Consider the following 17,368-nt stretch of genomic DNA (forward strand, 5'->3'; position numbering starts at 1 on the left):
CCCTCGACGTCGGACTGAAGATTCATGTCGACGACGGCGAGCTCCAGCAGACGATATACAGTATGGTCGCTCGGTTGATGGGCGACCTCGCCCAGATAGAACACCAGCAAAAGCTCCAGCGAATCCGGTCGGGCGTCCGCGCCGCACAGTCCGCCGGAAAGTGGACCGGGAGGCCGCCGGCAGGGTTCGTCGTCGAGGATGGGTTCCTCCGCGTTGATCCGGCCGAGTTCCTACACGTCCGCGAGGCAGTCGCCCGCGTCGACCGCGGCGAGTCGTTCGCGGCTGTCTCCGACGACACCGGCATCGCCGAGTCGACGCTCAGGAGCCTCCATCAAGATCGTCGCGACCTCTACCTCGGCGGCGAAGCCGAGGACGAGCGCGTCGACGAAGCACTCACCGACGTCCGCCCGCTGGAGGACGCCCGGGCCGAGGGCCCCGACCTCGAAGAGCTGCGCGAACGGGTCGAACGATTAGAGCAGGCCGCCGACGTCGACGATCGCTAACGCACTCCCCCCGTTTGCCTGAACTCCGACACGCGCGCGAGCGTAGAACGGCAACCTCCCCCCAGGTTGCGGCCACTCCGATACGTGCGCATGCGCCAATCAGGCGGTCCCTCCTCTTTCGCCCGATTTGAAGGCCGGGATCAGCGACGATACCCCTACCCCTCGGGGCGTCAGTCCTCGATGTATTTTTGCTTCAGCTTCCACGGTACGTCCCCGCCGTTCCTGTGGACGTATCGGGTAGCCCCCTCGACGTCGGCCAGTTGGACGTTCTCCCGAGCCCCTCCACCCACCTGCTGGATGGACCCCTCTGATTTCGGTAACATTTCGTCTTTTAACAGTCGCCGGGCCTGTCCCTGCTCGCTATCCCGCACCGCGTGGTTGAGAAGGGTATCGATAGATACCTTGTTAGAGCCAGTCACTCGGTCATTGAGAAGGGTTTCAACAATTCGGTTCTTGATGTCCTGCTCGCTCATTCTATAGTATATACTTATATAGCCACGCACTAAAAACTGTCGGTTTTAATGATAGTAGTGTTCATCTGATTCCACAGATTTATGCCCACACGTGGGATACAGTAGGATATGTCATCCGTGACGGCGGACGTCGACCATGGCCTGGCCGGGAGAGGGGCGCTACCAACCCTGTTCAAATCGCAGGAACGAGCGCGGATCATCGAGGCCTTCGTCACCAACAAGAGCCGAGAGCTCAACGTTAGCGACATCGCGCGCCTCAGCGACACGTCGCGAAGCACCGTGTACGAGCAGCTCGAACGGCTCACCGAGATGGGGATCGTTGAAGAGGTTGACCACGGGGCCAGCACCTTCTACACCCTGAACGAGGACGACGAACTGGGGGAGATGCTCTACAAGCTCCAGGGGCTCACGCTCCACCGACTCTACGAGATCGACGACGAAGTCGAGCTGTAATCACCGATTCGTTTTTCTTTTTGACCCCACAACCAGCTTCCCTTCGTAGCGACGCGTGTAGTGTCAAAAACCAAACAAAGTGTACTACCATCTGACTTTTCGCGGATTATATCGCAAGAAGGCAACGGGGACGGCAGCTGTCGCTGGGATTGCCGTCTGAAAATTCAGGCAGCCGCGGGCACGTCACCCCCTACTCCTACAGGATTCTCTATGTGGTATCCTAAAGGAATCTCTATAGGAAATCCTCTATACAAATCTAGAGAAGTGGCACCGAGATCAGAGTCCCTTCGCGGCGTCTTCGCGAAGAGCCTCCCGGAGCGCCTCCAAGTCTTCTCCCGCAACCTCTTGGAAACCGACGCGGAGGGTGAGGGCGAGGAGTTCGCTCTTCTTCGGGTCGTCGACGTCCACGCCCAGCTCTTCTCCGAGGGTGTCAGCTATCGCCTCGCGCCGGTCAGCGTGTTGGTCCTCTTCGAGAGCGGAGACGAACGCCGCCAGCGGGCCGTCCCACGCAGAGAGCGTTTTCTGCCGCTCGCCGGCGTCGATCTCGTTCAGGTGTTCAGCGATGCTCTCTCTGAACTCGGTGCGGTTCGTCTCGTCGCTGGCGGTGTCGAGACGGCTCCCGTGATCGGTTCGTTCGCGAAGTTCTTCGAGCTCGTCGTCGGCCATCTACGCACCCCCCAGCCGGTCGACAAGGGCGCGCGCATCCGCCTCGAACGCCTCGCGCGCATCTTCAGCTGTTGCCGACGGCTCCTCAAGGGCGAACGCAGTCTGACCGCCCTCAACCGCGTTCCGAATGTCCTGCGAGTACGGGATGTACTCCGGTGCGATCGCCTCGGGGTATTCCGCGCGGAACGCCTCCAGGTACTCCTCAGCGAGCTTCGTTCGTGTATCGACCTTGTTCGGGAGCACCATCGAGAGCTCTACCTCGACGTCGAATGCTTCGACCATCTGCGTGAGGTCCTCGCGGAGTTGGTCCGCCTGCTCTGCCTCGAACGGCCCCATTTCAACCGGCGCGAGGACGTGTTTCGCCGCCCACAGCCCGGAGTAGCTCACGTTGTTCGTGAGCCCCGGGAGATCGAGGAGGACAGCGTCGTAGCCGCGGGGGTCGATATACTCGTCGAGGAACGTCTCCAGTCGCGAGTACCGTTCCGCGGCATCATCGATGTTGCCGAGGTCAGCGTCGAGGCTGTCTAAACCTGGGTGTGCGGGGATAAGGTCGACTCCCTCGCCTGTCTCAACGACGAGATCGTCGACGGCCGCTTCACCGAGCTTCTCGGCGATCGCCGCCCACTCGTCTTGGAACACCGTCGTCACGTTCGGCCACGCGTCGCCGGCGTCGATCAACTCTCGGTACTCTCCCCAGACGCCGAACGTTTTCGCGAGGTCACCCTGCTTCCCCGCGAGGTCGATGAGGAGGACGTCGAGGCCCTCCCTGGCGAGCGCGACGCCGAGGTGTGCTGTCGCGGTCGTCTTCCCGGTCCCGCCTTTGTCGATGAACGCAGCGAGGCGTATCGTGTCGGTCATAGGATTTCCTATAGCATCTTCTATAGACATCTCTGTAGGTAAAGCTACGTCAGACAGTTGCCCCTCTCCGCGGGGGGAGGGGATGGGGGGTTGGCGTACGCGCGAGCGCGTAAGCTCCGGGAATGAACGTGGAGGAGCGAATTGGCGACTCGGCTATCTACTCGTGAAGATTCTGTAACCGATCACCAACGCCCCCAGGATGACGCCGAGGATGATGCTTTCAATGTACGCTGCGACGAACTGGAGTATGGTCAATTCGACCATATTCCTTGATGGTTGAGATTTTTACTTAACCACCCACGTGCCGGGGGTCAGACCGATTCAAGCTCGCGCCGGACAAGGTCATCCACATCAGGTAGGTTGTACATCTCAACAATCACCTCAACATCCCTCTGACCCCCTTCTTGTAGGTGTTTATCGACAAGGTTCTCAATTGCTGCTGGTAGCCAGCCCGGCTGCTTCGCCTCTCCATCTCCCTTGTGTACGGTGTCGTGGCACTCCCGACACAGGTAGCATCCCGTCTCGTTTTCTCCATACCTCCAGTGGTGAAAGTCGAGACCTGTGTCCACGCTTTCACAGAGAGGACAAGTTGAGGGGCGTTCGCGGGTATTTCTAACCGGGGAACGCGGCTCGAATCCTGCTTCCATCACGGCCTCGTTCCAGCTCCCGAATCGGAGTTGTACAGTTCTCGGAGAGTACTTTCCGTGCTCTGTGTACTTCGTCTTCGTTGGAGGCGCTCTACCCGTGAGGTCGCTGACCCTTTTTATATCCTCTATGAGTTCCTCGTCGCTATGCTGTTCTCCTCTGGTCATTCGTCGATGGTGCTGTTCCTCGGTAGGCGGTTAAGTTCTCGGACAGGCACCTATCTCCAAGGGAGCGGAGACTTCTCCATCTCGTCGACGCGCTCCTCTAGCTGCTCGATGCGCTGTTCCAGTTCATCCGCGAACTCACGTTCATCCCCGACACGCGCAACAGTCTCTTCTGCGAAGTCCTCGTGACGCGCTTCCAGGCCGTCGATACGCTCGGTGAGATCCTCCCGGTTCTCGGAGATCTCCTCGCGGAGCTCCTCCATCTCGGCTTCGACCTCCTCTGACCGCTTACTCGCCTCCGCGGCCGTCTCCCGGGCATAAGAGACGTTGCTCCCCATCCGCTTCAGCTTGGACTCAACGCTCGATACGTCAGACTCCACGCCGTGAACCGTCTCGCGAAGCTCTTCGAAGTCGTCTTTCAACTTAGAGACGTCCCGCGAGGCCGCGCCGGCGGTGCCCTCGACGGACTTCAGCCGCGACAGCATCCCGTCGACGCGCTCCGCCGCTTCCGCGGCCTGCTCGGCCGCTGTCTCCGCGTCCGCAGCCAATTCCCGGACCACGCCGACGGACTCGACAGCCTCGCGGTTCTCGTCGAGGAACTTCTCGCCAAGCCCGGTCAGTTTGAAGACCCGCTCGTCGTCCTCACTCACGACCTCATCGACCAACATCCCCGGGATGAGATGCTCGTCCATCCGGTACCGGACCCGTCGTAGCGAGCCGGCCTCGACATCGCCGACCGCGGCCTCCGCCAGCGCTGTTGTTCCGACCGCGCCGCGCTCTTCGAGTTCCACCAGCGCCCGCTGAGAGATTTCATCAACGCGATAGTTCTCACCGTGAGCGATCGTCGGCATACCCATCAGAGCCGTCGCCGCGACCGTGAAATTTCCGCCTATTCTCGTTCCAACCGCCCCTGCCCACAAACACCTATGACCCCCTCCATGGGCGAAGATGGGGGTCGGGGTCAAGGTGAGCACGATTGACAGAGTCGATTCTAATTCATACGTATCTTGAGTGTTCGACATTGGGAGGCTGAGGGCGTTTCATCGCGACGGTCGTGTCGCCCGCGACGGCGAGGAATATCGCGAGGTGACTTGACCAACTTCATCCGAGCCGCTGTAAGCGGGAGCACGACGGGAGGGGGAGGGTGGGCCTGTACATACGCGCGTGTGTATCGCCAGGAGTTGAGACTCTTCACTGCGACTCGGATACCGACCGGTTATCGGTCGGTGCTGCTACAGGAGTGAGAGGTTCCGGTCGCTGTTGACTCGGAGCGAAACCGAGGTGTTCGGATCGAACGCCTCGGGCGCTCTCTGTTTCACCGCCTTCGCGACCGCGCGCTCGGCGAGCTGCTGCTTCGTGGCCTCGACGCGATCGTCGCCGACGTCACCCGCGAGGAGAAGGCGCTCCTCTGCCTTCGCAGTGAGTTCATCGTCGTCGATCGACTCGGTCACCGACACGATCACCCGCCCTCGCGAACGTCGCTTCCGGACGGTTACCGCCTCGGCTAAATCGTTCATGCCGCCGTGTTACGGGGTCTTCGTTTTGAATATTCGGCCGTTACACACCTCCACCCCGGGGGTGTCGTCGTCGGATCTATAATGCGCGCGCGAGTCCTGGCGCTGCTGGTGGAGCTGTCGCTTTTGAGGAGGGCAACCGGACCTCCCTCAGCGGCCGGGGTTAGTCCCCGGGAGCACCCTCAGCGGCTGTCGGAGAGGGTGGCGCACCTCGCTGTCGCACTGGTGGTGAGTCGTGACCTTTGTTCGCCGCCGGTTCGCCGCCGAACACCCGGACATTCCATGTATAGTATTGGTTTAGCGAGGACCGTCCGGGTTGGGCGGCGACGGCGTCGTCCCGGTCGGGAAGATCGACCTCACCGGCTCCGGGCTCGGCCGCGGGTTCGTAGACGTTCGCGAGGCCGTCACCGCCGTCGACGCGGCGGATGTACCCAGCATCGGTGAGCTCGACGAGGACACGCCGAACCTGTCGACGGCTCACGTCGACGGCATCGGCGACGTCGGCGATCGTGAACTCCCCACCAAGCCGGCGGTACTCCCGGGCGACCTTCGCCGCTGTGTCGCTCCAGGTCTCAACGACCTGGCCGCGTCCGACGACGGGGAGGTCGTCCCGCAGCGCGGAGGTCCGCGCGACGACGGTTGCGCCGCTGTCGCCCCGTGCGAACCGGAGGATCGCCTGCGTCGTCTGGTCCTCCCTCATGTGCTTCAGGTAGGTGTTCGCGAGGTCACTCCCGTAGTCGAGTTCAGAGCCCCAGGCACCCTCCCGCTCGGTGTCGACCTCCTCGCCGGCGAGCGCACAGAACCGTTCGATCGCGTCGTCGCCGTAGTGCTGCGACCCGAGGACGGCCGCGAGGCGGTGCGCGCCGAGGTCGTTCGACCCGGTGACGTTCCCGTAGTGGTCCCACTCGGCGACGACATCGTCGAGGCGGGCGTCGCCTTCGAGGACCTCGCGGACGGCCTTCGTCGTGATTGCTGCGGGGCGACCGACCTCGACGGCCTCCTCGCCACGCTGTCGCGGTGCGTCGATCCCGGCGTACTCCTCGGCGATCGCCTCCAGCAGCGCGACGTCGCCGTCGGTGTCCTTCGAGCTGGGATCGCCTGAGTAGGCACGTGGTTGGTCGGCAGCTTGGAGCACACGGAGGTCGAGCGCGTTCTCCAGGAAGCGAGCGCGCTCTCGTGGGGTGTCGTGGATGTCGTCTGTAGTGACCTCCTCGCCCAGAGAGACGGACCACAGCGACGCTCGCCCCGTCGCGTCGAGGCCGACGAGCGGGACGTCTTCCCCACCGGCGTCGGTACGTGCGGGCGGCGTGTGGAGCCGTGCGCCGTGGCTATTCCGGTCGAGGACCGTCACCGCCCGGTCGCCGGTGTCGGCGACGTCGACGACAGTCCCATCGGTCGCGTCGGGATCGAAGGCCCAGCTGGAGGTGCTGATCTGCGTCGGCTCCGGCTCGACGATGTTCCCGAGGATGTGGTGCGCGTCGGGGTGTGCGTATCCGTCGTCCGCCCACGCGGCGAGGCGGCGGCAGCCCTCGGCGCCACCGCGCAGAGCCGTGACGGCCGCGTCGAGGACCGCACGGGCGCCGTCGCGGCGTTCGCGAGCGGCGTCGACGGCGTCCTTGACGAGAGCCCGGAGGTCGCTCGCGACGGGGAGGTCGGCGAGGTCGACGTCGTCGATCTCCGGCGTCCCCGACCCGGCTGCGGTCGCGACCTCCAGCGGCTCGCGAACGGCATCGTCGACCCACCCGGCGAGACCGGATCCGGGCTGCTCGGCGTCGACGGCGCCGACCGCCGAGAGGAGGCGTCCGTACGCCTCGGCGGCGTCGGTGCCGCGGTCTGTGACGGCCTCAAGTGGTTCGAGTAGCCCGAGATCCTCCAGCGGCTCTCTGTCAACCTCGACGAGGATCTCAACGGCGTTCTCACGGGCGTCGAGTAGTTCCTCGGTCCGGCCGAGAGCGGTGATCGCGTCGTCGACGTCGGCGTCGGCTTCGGCGGCGTCTCCGTCGAGCCAGCCGCGGACCCACCTGTCTTCCGAGAGGTCGGCCTCCAACATATCGCGGCGATCGTCGACGTGGTCGCGGAGACAGCCTGCGAGCCACGTCGCGAAGTCCTCGGCGTTCTCGCCGAATTCGGAGACGAACGCTTCGCCTGGGAATTCGTCGAGGACGACGGCACGCGGCGCCGTGTCGACGGTTCCATCGCTGGCCCGAGAGAAGTGGGTCCGGACGCTCGCCACGTGAGCGTGTATGTACGAGCCGACGAGGAGGTCCGGCGGGGCGTCGGCGTCGGTGACGCTCTCCCACCCCTCGTGGTATTCGCAGGGTTCAGCACCCTCTTCGTGGTCAGAGCACGGAAGGGGGGCTCCGAAGAGACCCCGGGCCTGTTGGTGGATCTCCCGCGGCGTGTAGCCGAGCCGCCGGGCGACATGAACGGCGAGCGCCCACGCGGCGCCGTGGTCGCCCTCCGCGGTCGGACACGTCGCACGGTCGAGATCGTCGCCCCCGTCGCCTTCCTCGGCGTCCTCGAATATCTCGTCTGTGTCGACGTCGTCGGCGTCCTCCTCTTCGACGTCGTCGAACGCTGCGGCGAAGATAGCCCATCGGTCGCGGAGGCGAGTCTTCCCTCTTTCGCGGACGTGAGAGACCGCCGCGTCGAGGACGGCGGGCCGAACGCGCTCCTCGGAGAGCACGGGGAGGATCTCCGCGTCGACGCCCCACCTGTCAGCCTTTTCGAGCGCCTGCGCCTGTAGCTCCTTCCGGGGAGCGAGGTACGACAGCGGTCGGTCTCGGGCGTTTTTGACCGTCCCTGTGGTCTTCCCCGTCGCGGGGAGGGCCGTCACGACAGTCGGCTCGTCGGTGTCGGTCGCCGCCTCGCCGATGAGGGCCTCAACCTCCTCGCGGGCGAGCTCGAGTTCGTCCGGGCACACCCCGTCGAACGAACGCGCGTCGACGAGCTCGTCGCTCGGCGGCAGCTGCGGCGTTAGTTCGCGAGCGCCGTCGGCGGCCGGTTCCCACCGGGGGAGCGGAGCGCCGTACTTGGTCCGCGCCCGCCGGTACGCCTCGGTGAAGTCCTCGCCCTCCAAGGCTTGGCGCGGGTCGGTGAGGAGGCCGCTGTCGAGCGCGACGAAACGCAGCGCATCGACGACACGCTGCGTATCGGCGTCCCACACCGTCCCGCTCTCGTACACGAGAACCGACTCACCGCTCTCAGACTCCCGCCATGCGGGGTCAAGCGTCCGCACCGCCTCGCCGGCGACCTCCTCGCCGGCGCGGGTGACCTCGCTCGCGAGGGCGTCCTCGTCGAGGTGAAAGAACCCGACCTCGCCGATCACGTCGAGGACGGCGTCGAATTCGGCGATCGCGTCGCCCGTGGTGAGGTACTCCGGAAGCGGAGCGCCGTACTCGGTCCGGGCGAGACCGTACGCCTCGGGGTAGGCGTGGTCGAGACCGGCGTCGCACGTCTCGACGAGGCCCTCGGCGACGGCGACAGCGCGGACGACGTCGACGGCGGACCCGCACTCGGGACACGCGAACGCGCCGCCGTCCCGATCGGCCTCCTGGAGGCGCTCGCCGTCGAGTTCACTTGGCTCGACACGGCCGGCGGCTGCCCATGCCCGGCGGACATCGACCGTCGCCGACACCGACCGCGGATCGTCGTCGTAGCCGTCGGTCTCGCCGTCCTCAACGAGTGTGGGCGGGAGGACGCCGTACTCGACAAGAGTCGGGAGAGATGGCGCCTCAAGCCGGCCGTCTGCGGCCCGCTTGTGTCCGTAGTCGACGCGCTCGGGTGTACGGTGAACACACCGCTGGGTGACCCCGGTATCGTCGAGGTACCTGCCGCCGAGGTCTCTCTTGACCTCTTCGGGGCTGAGGTCGTCGCGCTCCCCCAGTGCGGCGGCAAAGCCCTCCAGCCGCCAGTTCTGGATGTGCGCGTACCCACCGCTGTTCCCTCCGCCCCGGTAGAAGGTCTCGATAACAGCGTGATACGCGAGGCTGCGATCGTCGGGCTTTGTCTCGCGGATTTCCTCGGCGCTCGGGCCGTTGTATTCTCCGGTCTTCGGCTCGGGGACATGGTCGGCTGTGCCGTCGGAATCGCCGCTTTCGCCGTCGGCCACGTACCCCGTCTCGGGGTCGTACCGCCGGTGTCCGGCGCCCTTCTCGGCGTCGGCGTACTCGGTGACGAGCTCGTCGATGAGCGGCTGGCCGTCCTCAAGGACGTCTTCGTCGGTACCCTCGACGTGTCGGCCGGTCATGGCGACGTGCCGCCCGCCGTCGTAAATCTCGACCTGTGGCAGGTCCTCGCCAACGAACGGCTCCTCGTCGATCGGGGCGATGAACTTCCCCCGCTTCCGGAGGCCGCCTAACACGAACTGGTGGAGGCCCTCGCCAGACGTCGACACCTCGACGTACCCGCCGAACCGGTTGATGTACTCGGCGGCGACCGGGTGGATCTCCTCGGTGTCCGGGTCGCGGACGTCGTCCCAGTCAATGAGCGTGATACACTCGTCGCGTTCGGGCCGTTCGTTCGGGAGGAGGAGTCCGGTCCCGAGGCTTTCGCTCTGTGCGTCGTCAGGGAGGCGGAGGTCGGCGTCGCCAAGGTCGAAGTCCGCCCACCGCTTCGCCGTTTCAAACTCGGTCTCCGGCCGTTCCTCTTCAGGGAGATCTCCGCTCCACTTCACGGGGTAGGCGTGTCCCGTTTTCCAAGGCGCGACGGGACGCTTCCGACCGACACCGTCGAGGATCCAGTTCACCCAGTATTCCCGCTCGGCGATCGTCGGGGGGTACGTCTCCGAGTCGACGGTTGCGACGCTGTTGTCGATGGCGGTCTGGGCGTCCCCACCCCGGGGGTCGTCGTCCGAGGAAGCCGCTTCTCTGGCGTCCAAACTGTCCTCTTCGGGCGTTTCAATCGCTTCGTCAAGCGACCCTTCCGCTTTGCCGGCGGCGTGTACGGTACCGAACGCGCCTCCGGTATCGTCCTCGACGAGGACACCCTCTTCGAGCGCCTCCTCGACGGCATCGTACGCGTCGAGGACATCGAGGTCGCGGGCGTCGGCGAGTGCCTCGGCGACCGCTCCAACTGGCGGCTCGTCGAGTTGAGCGAGAAGTCTCCTCCACCGGTCCTGACCGAGCTCACTCATCGTCGGCAAACACCTCCTCACTCACGATCGGGGCGTGTTGGTTGTGGTTCCGCCCCACCGAGGCGACGTTCAGGAATCGGAGGGGTAGTCGCCCCCGAACACGGACGACGCGGTCGTCGGGGCCGGTCTCGTCGGCAGCCTCGGCGAAAGACACCGTACGGGTCGTCTCGCCGTTGTGGACCCCCACGCGAGCCGGCTCGAACGCCTCGTGAGAGAGAAGCCGGCGGATTATGGCCGCTTCCTCACTGTGGATCCGGACGCTGTCCTCGTCGACAGCGAAGCTGAACGTCGTCTCACGCTCCTCCGGCGTGAGCCCGGGGTCGGCACCGGTTTGGTCGCGAAGCTGCTCGACAGGCGGCTCGGCTGGCTCCTCGGCACTCTGCGAGGACATCAGTCGTCACCTCCGAGGAACTCCGCGGCGACATCTGCGAGCTTACTCTGGAACGGCCCGTCCGAGACCGAGCCGTCCGATCGAATCCGGTACTCCCGACCGGCTTTCGTGATCGTGAGGACGGGCTCTCCATCCTCCCGGTGAACGCCGACGTCGCTGGTTTCTTCCAGGCGCTCCTTGAGCTCGCGAACGCCGTCGAACCCTTCCAGCGGCGACGCGTTCGCGCGATGTGAGTCGCATTCCCTGCCGCTCGCCTCAACGTTCACGAGCCGACCGGGCGGGAAGGCGTACGTCGGGATGTCGACCTCGGCGAGCGGGATCGGGTCAGTGCCGTCGTAGTCGGGCTTGGCTTCGGCGAGATCGTCGTCGAACGCGACGACGATGACGTCGGCCTCGGCGTCGTACGCAGGGTTGTGGTCCGCGACTGTCTCCTCGCCGACATCCCACGCGTCGCAGCTGACCGGCGGGCAGTTGATCACGGTCGCTGTGTTCGGGTCGTCGTCCTCACGGTCGAGGACGGTGTCGCCGAGCTCGAAGCTGTTAGTGTCGGGAAGGCGACCGCCGTCGCTGCCGGGCTGAGCCTGCGAACTCATAGAGGCTCACCTCCCTGCTTCGTGACCGAGCCACCGATCGCGAGGACGGTCCCCGCGACGCCGGCGGCGATCGCCGGCTGCCGTCCGAGAACGAGGAGCAGCGCTGCGGTGGCGAGGAGCCCGACGCCGAGCCCCTGGCTGAAAGTGAGCAGCGCGTTCATCGTCGCCCTCCGTCTCCCGCGGCGTCCGTGTTCCTGCGCGCCTCTCCCCAAGTCTCGCTGTCGCCGGCCCCGGGGCAGTCGCCTACACCTTTCAGGTGTAGGCGACCACCGTCGGTCGCGAGCGTCTTCGACCGGTTGGGCCGGTCGCGTGGCCTGTCGTCGCCGAGGACCTCACGAGCGGCGGCCCGCACCGCGTCGAGGTCCGCTGTAGCCGGTATCGCGGTGAATGCCTCACCGACTAACCGGGCTACTGTGAGCTCTTCGTCGGAGCGTCGGCGCCGCGCCGCCTCCAGCGCATCATAGATTCGTCGCTGTCCAACACTGCTCTCATCGCTTTCGTCGTTGTGTGGCATCTGAAATCCCGTTAACGTCGTTTTAAACGGGACAAGAGTGCCGATCTCCAAGCGGCGTCAACCCTCAGTTTTATGAGGTCGACCGTCCAAGGAGGAACTGGAGACGCACTCCACAATCCCGTACTTCGGACCGGAGACCTCGCCAACCGCCCGCCCCACTCGGGCTCCTGCACACAGAACACGAATGAGGCGGCCGGGGGCGAGCACCTCCGGCCGGACTTTCCTACAACCGCGAGCGACAGGTTCGTCGTCGCGGGCTTCCCGACGCCGTGGCGCCGGGGTTCCGGTGCCGATCTACCACGCCTACCAGCGCGGCCCTCGGCTCGCTTCTTATCCCGGTGTAGGGGTCTTTGGTTGATAAAAATACCGGGCGGCTATGCGGGTACATACGGATACATGCGGATTAGTCCACATAGCAGAGAGCGCTCGGAGAAGCCGATCGCGACCGAATCTGCTGTCGAGCTCTCGGCGAAATGAGACCCCCCACATTTACAATACTGCGCTTTAAACGGTTTTAAACACCATGAGCGACGTGATTGGGGCTCAAGTCAGAGGCGAACTACGCGAGCGGTTCGACGCCGCCAAGGCCGATTCGCCCGAAGACATCTCGGAATCAGAGCTCCTCCGCGAACTTCTTGACGAGGGTTTGCGGGCGCGCCAGGTGCCGCTCTACAACCGCCTCGGTGTTGAGGATCGCGAGGGGGAGCCGAACCCTGTCGGTGCGCAACTGGAGGCTGCGCGCGAGCCGACGGAGTCGCAAGAAGACGTCGTCCGCCGTTTCCTTGGCGAGGCAGTAGAGGCGCGACAGCGCGACGTGTTCGACGAACTCGGCGCACCTGAGGATCTCCGCGAGGCTGTTGAAGTCGCCCGTGAGGAAGGGGAACCTGCCGAAGACGCGCTCCGACGCCTAATCCGCCAGGGTATCGAAGCTCAGGAACGCGACCTCTTCGATGCGATCGGCGCAGGAGAGGATCTGAAGGGGCGTGTCATGGAACGGGCAGAAGATGATGAGGAGCCGGACGACACCGTCCGTCGCCTCCTTCTGGAAGGTACACGCCGCACCTCTCCGGTTCAGGAATCTACCCGACTCGTAGGAGGTTCAGCTGTCGCTCTCGTCTTGTTCGCACTGGTGTTTGGCTCTCTCCCCAGCGGGCTCCTCCAGACTACTCTACTCGGCTTGACGACTCTGAACACGCTCACAACAGGTATTGGAGGCGTTCTGGTGATAGTTTGGGTGACCTTTATGATTCAACTGGGCTGGCGAGCGGCTAAGGAGCGACTCGGGGACTGACGGTTCGTGGGGTAATGTGCCCCTGGGGCTGTTCTATTCAGGAATACGCGCGTGCGGATTAGATCCGAGATTACGCTTCGGCGTCGACATCGGCGAAGCAGTCGAGGCACGGCTCGTAGTGACTCTCGACAGCGCAGCGGTCAACGACTCGGTGACCGGTCCGCCCGCAAAGCGTCTCGTCTCCAGCTGGAGCGTGGTACTTCGACCCGCCGTCGATCATCACCTCGTCGGTCGGCGAAGAGAGTCGCGGCCGGTCGCGCCGATCGCGATCGCGAGGGAGCGGGACATCGCTCGGCGACGCCGTCGGTTCTGGCGTCGCGTCGGGGGCTCGGTACGCGACTCGTGAATTCGGGTCCGCCGCGAGGTACTCAAGGACCGTCTTCCAACACGCACGACACGGGGTGAGGCCGGCGAGAAGCGCCTCGTCGACGTCGACGACGTGCCAATCATCCGAATGGACCCGCTGACACGCCGGAGCGGGGCCGTTGCTTTCGGCCTCGCCGCGGTGGAATCGCTCGGAATCAGGCTTCGCGACCGCCCGCTCAGGGAGCGCGTCGCGAGCGTTCTTGAACCGAGCGAGGAGGCCGTCGTCGGCGTCGACAATCGTCTCCGAACGCACCTGGGCGTCGCTCATTCGGTCGTTTTGTCGGTGACCGTCCAGATGAGTGTATTCCCCAACATCTCCCCGTCGACGAGGCCTTCCTCGCGTAGTTCTCGTAGCCGGTAGTCGGCGCCCTGGCGAGTGACCCCGACCGCGTCGGCGACTTGCTGTGTCGTCGCCGGTTCATTTTCACGGACGGCGTCGAGATAGGCCTCTTCGGAGTGAGCCATATCGGCCCGCTTTTGCTCCATGTCAAATCAAACCCTCCGATCCGTTATAGTTCTTGCTCCATAGCAAGTTTTAACTTCTTTTGCTATATAGCAAGTAACAGAGACAGACCCGTTCCTCGGGACGTTCCAGAATCGTCCGGGCGGTGTGACGCCCGAACGGGCTGTTTCGCAGGAAACAGCATGAACGCGAACGAGCGCGGCCGTGAAAACGGTCACGACAGTGGTATCGAATTTGACGCCTTCGACGTCCGCCGAGGCGCGTACGACGACGCGACGGTCGCTCAGGTGGTGGAGGATCGATGAGCGACGCCGAACGCGAGGACGCCGGCGAGGTGGGGGTCCCGGACGGCACCGAGACGACCGCCGAGAAGTGGGAGACGATGGGCCGCGAGCTTCTCTGCCGCCGGCTCACCTCAACCGCAGCCGAGGCCGACAGTGCCTTCGGCGAGGTCTCTCACAAGGTCCGGCAGGGGGAGGAGCCGACGAAAGACGACGTCGAGGAGCTGTACGCTCAGGTTGAGCAACTGAAGTTCGCCGTCGAGACGCTCGCCGAGATCGTGCCGGGGAGCCGGCGGAAAGACCTGAACGAGTACATGACCCGCGAGGAGTTGGAGGACGTCGGTGAGCGGGTTCGCGAAGAGAGGCAATAACTACCCGATTTGCCGCTTTTGGCCTCTGAGGATAGACTTGCTGAACACAAAGCCGTGGAATTTCCGTGAATAAACTACGGCCCCTTTATGTGAACTGTCTGGACTTTTCAATACCCCCGGGCACGTTGTTACATCCATGGTTGGTCACGTCAAAACCAGCTGTCAGAGGAGAGTTGAACAGTGGTGGTACCGATGAGCGGCGGCGGGGATGTTCTCGGAGGGATCTTTGGGCTCCTGTTCGGAGGGGTGATTTTCATACTCTTTGGGAGGGCTGTCAGTGGGACTGCTCTCGACAGCTCGGGATTCCTGAATCTTGAGTTGTGGGGGGCGATCTACATCCTCGCAGCACTTGGAATCGGCGTGGTGGCTGTGGCTGGCGTGGTGACGGCGGTGGCCAGATAGCTCATGCGAGAGCGCCTTCGCGAGCGGCTGATCACAGAAATCCCTGAAGGTCCGAACGAGCCTGACGACACCGATGAAGAGATTCTAAACGTCATTCGAGAGGAGTTACAGAGTGAAACGGGACTGGAGTATCTGACCACAGGCGAGATAGCCGAGGGCATCTCTATTCAGTCGACTCAAACTGGGAAGCGTCTGAACACTCTCGCCGAAGAGGGCCGTGTCAAGAGACGTCGAGCCGGTCAAACGGATATGTGGACCCTCGCCGAGAACGAGACGCGAACTGTAGTTGACCCGCAGTTGACCGAATTTGCGAAAACCAGCAGCCAGCTCAGGGAGGTAGCTGGTGGTACTCTTGAGATGGGTAAAGGAGTGGTGGCCTTAGGACTCGTTTTGATGCTCCTCGCCCTCTCTAACGTAGTCGCGGGTCTTCCTCTTCTGGGTTTTGACTGGAATCTCGTACTCGCGGTTGGATACTTGGTAGGGATGATTGGTGGACTTCTTGTAATCGCTTCTGGGGTGTTTTCTCTGGTCGGTCAGTACACACCCACTGTAGCGAAGTCGCTTCTCTTGGAATAGCCCTCTCAGCCACCGATTTCCCACGTATCGCGCGCCAAACCTAACGCCGTGGAGTTCCGTTTTCGGTCTGAGGTGCGATGAAAATGAAGGCTACTGTAACCGCTCGCGACGAGCTTGTGTCGGTGACGGCAGAGGAAACGATCCGAGGATACGACGACGAGAACACGGATACAGCGGCGGGGCTTGCCGCGCTTGCCGACGCGACCGACTGCGTGTACTTCGAGGGAGGACTTCCGGACGCGGAGGGCGGTGTCGTCCGCGTCGAATTCATCGAGGCTGGAACGGTGTTCACCGACCTCTCCGAGGTACTTCCCAGCTTCCAGGTCGCCGCTGTCGAACCGCTTGTGTTCGCTCCGATGGCCGCGCTCGAAGCGGCGGCCGAGCACGGCGACGTCGACGCCGGTGAGCTCGAGGATCGTCCGGGAGTGGAGATCGTCGACGAGCTGCGCGACGAGTTCCGCGACGAGCATGGGTTCTCGCACGACACCGACGCAGCAGCGCGTGTCGAGTTGCGGTCGACGTAGGGAGCCACACCCCTCCCCCTCATGTTCTCATAAATACGCCCGCGCGTGGACCGTCGCTGGGAGTTCGAGCGAGAGAACCGAACGCGGTCGATCCTGAGACGGTTCATATCTCGATACTGGAGCAAAATAGCCGTCTGAGCGCTGTCTGTGCTCCCCTCCCCCTGCGTTCCCGTTAACTACGCGCGCGTACGCAGCCTTCTCCGAGCCGGAGCGAGAGGTTCGACAGCGACCGATCTCGACCGTGGTCCTATATCAGATAGACAGTTGAACACGAATGAGGCGCTTCTCACCCTCCCCCCCTGACGTTCCCATAGGCACGCGCGGGCGTGTATCGGCGCTGGCGTCGGAAGCGAGAAGACTGAACACGGGCGATCCTGACACGGTCCATATTCCGATATTCTCAACAAATTGTTGCGAATGACTGAGACACACCCCTCCCCCTGACGTTCCCATATATACGCGCGCGCAGGGGCCGGCTCTCGCGCCGCTGGCGAGAGAACCGGAGACCGCCGATCTCAGGGACCGGTATTTGATCGATATATCGAAATATAGTTCGTGGGACGAAGGCGTCCCAGAGGAACCCCGTCAGAAAATGCGAGATGAACTTGTTGACGCCGGGGTCGGTGGCCCGGCAGGTGTAGTGTTGAGGGCGAGCCACTTAGAAATTTCCTAAAGGTAGTGGTATACGATGAACCGCAGTAACCCCCACTTGTTTAACTTAGTGGTGCCTCCTCGAAAACATGAGCGAGAACGGACCCACGACCGCGGCGATCTACGCCCGGGTCTCGACGTCGGATCAGGACGTATCCCGGCAGCTCGACGAGGCACGCGAACACCTGGAACGTCTCGGTGTGGCAGACGTCGAGGAGTATCCGGAGGTCGTCTCCGGCGCCGCCGACACCGACACGCGCGAGGTCTACAACCAACTCCTCGACGACGTCGAGAGTGGAGCGTTCGACCTCGTGGTCGTTCACGAGATCAGCCGGCTCTCTCGCCTCGGCCCGACTGAGATTCACGAATTCATCCAGCACTGCTTGGAACACGACACCGGCGTCGAAGCCCTCGACGTCGGACTGAAGATTCATGTCGACGACGGCGAGCTCCAGCAGACGATATACAGTATGGTCGCTCGGTTGATGGGCGACCTCGCCCAGATAGAACACCAGCAAAAGCTCCAGCGAATCCG

At 63.7% G+C, this 17,368-nt stretch carries 21 protein-coding genes and 1 pseudogene; 9 read left to right on the forward strand and 13 right to left on the reverse strand.

Translation table 11 applies throughout. The annotated features are described in order from the left end of the window. Positions 1–503: pseudogene (locus DVK07_RS18545) on the forward strand (resolvase); the annotation flags it as partial. 170 nt (positions 504–673) lie between these two features. On the opposite strand, the gene DVK07_RS18550 reads toward DVK07_RS18545, so the two are convergent. Further along, a complete protein-coding gene (locus tag DVK07_RS18550) occupies positions 674–976 on the reverse strand; it encodes a hypothetical protein (RefSeq protein ID WP_121598398.1) in 303 nt (100 codons plus the stop codon). A 108-nt stretch (positions 977–1,084) separates the two neighbouring features. Between DVK07_RS18550 and DVK07_RS18555 the strand changes: the two genes are divergently transcribed. After that, complete coding sequence (locus DVK07_RS18555) at positions 1,085–1,429, forward strand: winged helix-turn-helix domain-containing protein (protein ID WP_121598399.1); 345 nt, start codon at positions 1,085–1,087, stop codon at positions 1,427–1,429. 276 nt (positions 1,430–1,705) lie between these two features. On the opposite strand, the gene DVK07_RS18560 is transcribed toward DVK07_RS18555, so the two are convergent. The 10 genes from DVK07_RS18560 to DVK07_RS18595 all read right to left on the reverse strand — a co-directional run bounded on the left by DVK07_RS18560 (position 1,706) and on the right by DVK07_RS18595 (position 11,908). Then, positions 1,706–2,095, reverse strand: a complete 390-nt coding sequence (locus tag DVK07_RS18560) for a hypothetical protein (RefSeq protein ID WP_121598400.1) — start codon at positions 2,093–2,095, stop codon at positions 1,706–1,708. Then, the gene (locus DVK07_RS18565) at positions 2,096–2,953 is read right to left on the reverse strand and encodes a ParA family protein (protein WP_121598401.1); all 858 of its coding nucleotides are present in this window, start codon (positions 2,951–2,953) and stop codon (positions 2,096–2,098) included. 311 nt (positions 2,954–3,264) lie between these two features. Continuing rightward, on the reverse strand, positions 3,265–3,765 hold the full coding sequence (locus DVK07_RS22395; RefSeq protein WP_147441213.1) for a homing endonuclease associated repeat-containing protein: 501 nt from the start codon (positions 3,763–3,765) through the stop codon (positions 3,265–3,267). Positions 3,766–3,815: 50 nt separating this feature from the next. Next, positions 3,816–4,613, reverse strand: coding sequence for a hypothetical protein (locus DVK07_RS18570; protein ID WP_121598402.1), 798 nt, complete (start codon positions 4,611–4,613; stop codon positions 3,816–3,818). 381 nt (positions 4,614–4,994) lie between these two features. Then, on the reverse strand, positions 4,995–5,279 hold the full coding sequence (locus DVK07_RS18575) for a hypothetical protein (protein ID WP_121598403.1): 285 nt from the start codon (positions 5,277–5,279) through the stop codon (positions 4,995–4,997). Between the two features lie 160 nt (positions 5,280–5,439). Beyond that, complete coding sequence (locus DVK07_RS18580; RefSeq protein ID WP_121598404.1) at positions 5,440–10,410, reverse strand: hypothetical protein; 4,971 nt, start codon at positions 10,408–10,410, stop codon at positions 5,440–5,442. After that, positions 10,403–10,801: a hypothetical protein gene (locus tag DVK07_RS18585; RefSeq protein WP_121598405.1), complete on the reverse strand. Its 399-nt coding sequence runs from the start codon at positions 10,799–10,801 to the stop codon at positions 10,403–10,405. The genes DVK07_RS18580 and DVK07_RS18585 overlap by 8 nt, the downstream gene beginning before the upstream one ends. After that, positions 10,801–11,394, reverse strand: coding sequence for a hypothetical protein (locus DVK07_RS18590; RefSeq protein ID WP_121598406.1), 594 nt, complete (start codon positions 11,392–11,394; stop codon positions 10,801–10,803). The genes DVK07_RS18585 and DVK07_RS18590 overlap by 1 nt, the downstream gene beginning before the upstream one ends. Further along, on the reverse strand, positions 11,391–11,555 hold the full coding sequence (locus DVK07_RS22780) for a hypothetical protein (protein ID WP_158603181.1): 165 nt from the start codon (positions 11,553–11,555) through the stop codon (positions 11,391–11,393). Before DVK07_RS22780 ends, DVK07_RS18590 begins: the two co-directional genes overlap by 4 nt. Then, a complete protein-coding gene (locus tag DVK07_RS18595) occupies positions 11,552–11,908 on the reverse strand; it encodes a hypothetical protein (RefSeq protein WP_121598407.1) in 357 nt (118 codons plus the stop codon). Before DVK07_RS18595 ends, DVK07_RS22780 begins: the two co-directional genes overlap by 4 nt. A gap of 523 nt (positions 11,909–12,431) precedes the next feature. On the opposite strand from DVK07_RS18595, the gene DVK07_RS18600 reads away from it, so the two are divergent. Continuing rightward, positions 12,432–13,199 carry a hypothetical protein gene (locus DVK07_RS18600; protein ID WP_121598408.1) on the forward strand — a complete coding sequence of 256 codons (768 nt, stop codon included), beginning with the start codon at positions 12,432–12,434 and terminating at the stop codon, positions 13,197–13,199. Positions 13,200–13,269: 70 nt separating this feature from the next. Here the strand turns inward: DVK07_RS18600 and DVK07_RS18605 are convergent, their stop codons facing one another. Together DVK07_RS18605 and DVK07_RS18610 are read right to left on the reverse strand one after the other, a co-directional pair. Then, positions 13,270–13,833 (reverse strand): hypothetical protein, encoded by a 564-nt coding sequence (locus tag DVK07_RS18605; protein ID WP_121598409.1) that lies wholly within the window; start codon positions 13,831–13,833, stop codon positions 13,270–13,272. Beyond that, entirely contained in the window at positions 13,830–14,051 is a 222-nt protein-coding gene (locus tag DVK07_RS18610) for a helix-turn-helix domain-containing protein (RefSeq protein WP_121598410.1), read from the reverse strand. The genes DVK07_RS18605 and DVK07_RS18610 overlap by 4 nt, the downstream gene beginning before the upstream one ends. 159 nt (positions 14,052–14,210) lie before the next feature. Here DVK07_RS18610 and DVK07_RS24245 point away from each other — a divergent pair, with 159 nt between their 5' ends. From DVK07_RS24245 to DVK07_RS18635, 6 genes are all read left to right on the forward strand, one after another. Next, complete coding sequence (locus DVK07_RS24245) at positions 14,211–14,333, forward strand: hypothetical protein (RefSeq protein WP_255410499.1); 123 nt, start codon at positions 14,211–14,213, stop codon at positions 14,331–14,333. After that, complete coding sequence (locus tag DVK07_RS18615; protein WP_121598411.1) at positions 14,330–14,680, forward strand: hypothetical protein; 351 nt, start codon at positions 14,330–14,332, stop codon at positions 14,678–14,680. Before DVK07_RS24245 ends, DVK07_RS18615 begins: the two co-directional genes overlap by 4 nt. 192 nt (positions 14,681–14,872) lie before the next feature. Continuing rightward, a complete protein-coding gene (locus tag DVK07_RS18620; RefSeq protein WP_121598412.1) occupies positions 14,873–15,082 on the forward strand; it encodes a hypothetical protein in 210 nt (69 codons plus the stop codon). Between the two features lie 3 nt (positions 15,083–15,085). Beyond that, positions 15,086–15,658, forward strand: coding sequence for a hypothetical protein (locus DVK07_RS18625; protein WP_121598413.1), 573 nt, complete (start codon positions 15,086–15,088; stop codon positions 15,656–15,658). 83 nt (positions 15,659–15,741) lie between these two features. After that, positions 15,742–16,182: a hypothetical protein gene (locus DVK07_RS18630; RefSeq protein WP_147441214.1), complete on the forward strand. Its 441-nt coding sequence runs from the start codon at positions 15,742–15,744 to the stop codon at positions 16,180–16,182. A 740-nt stretch (positions 16,183–16,922) separates the two neighbouring features. After that, the coding region (locus DVK07_RS18635; RefSeq protein ID WP_199719609.1) for a recombinase family protein at positions 16,923–17,368 on the forward strand (446 nt) is incomplete at its 3' end.

The organism is Halorubrum sp. Atlit-26R (assembly GCF_003666015.1).
Lineage (GTDB): Archaea > Halobacteriota > Halobacteria > Halobacteriales > Haloferacaceae > Halorubrum.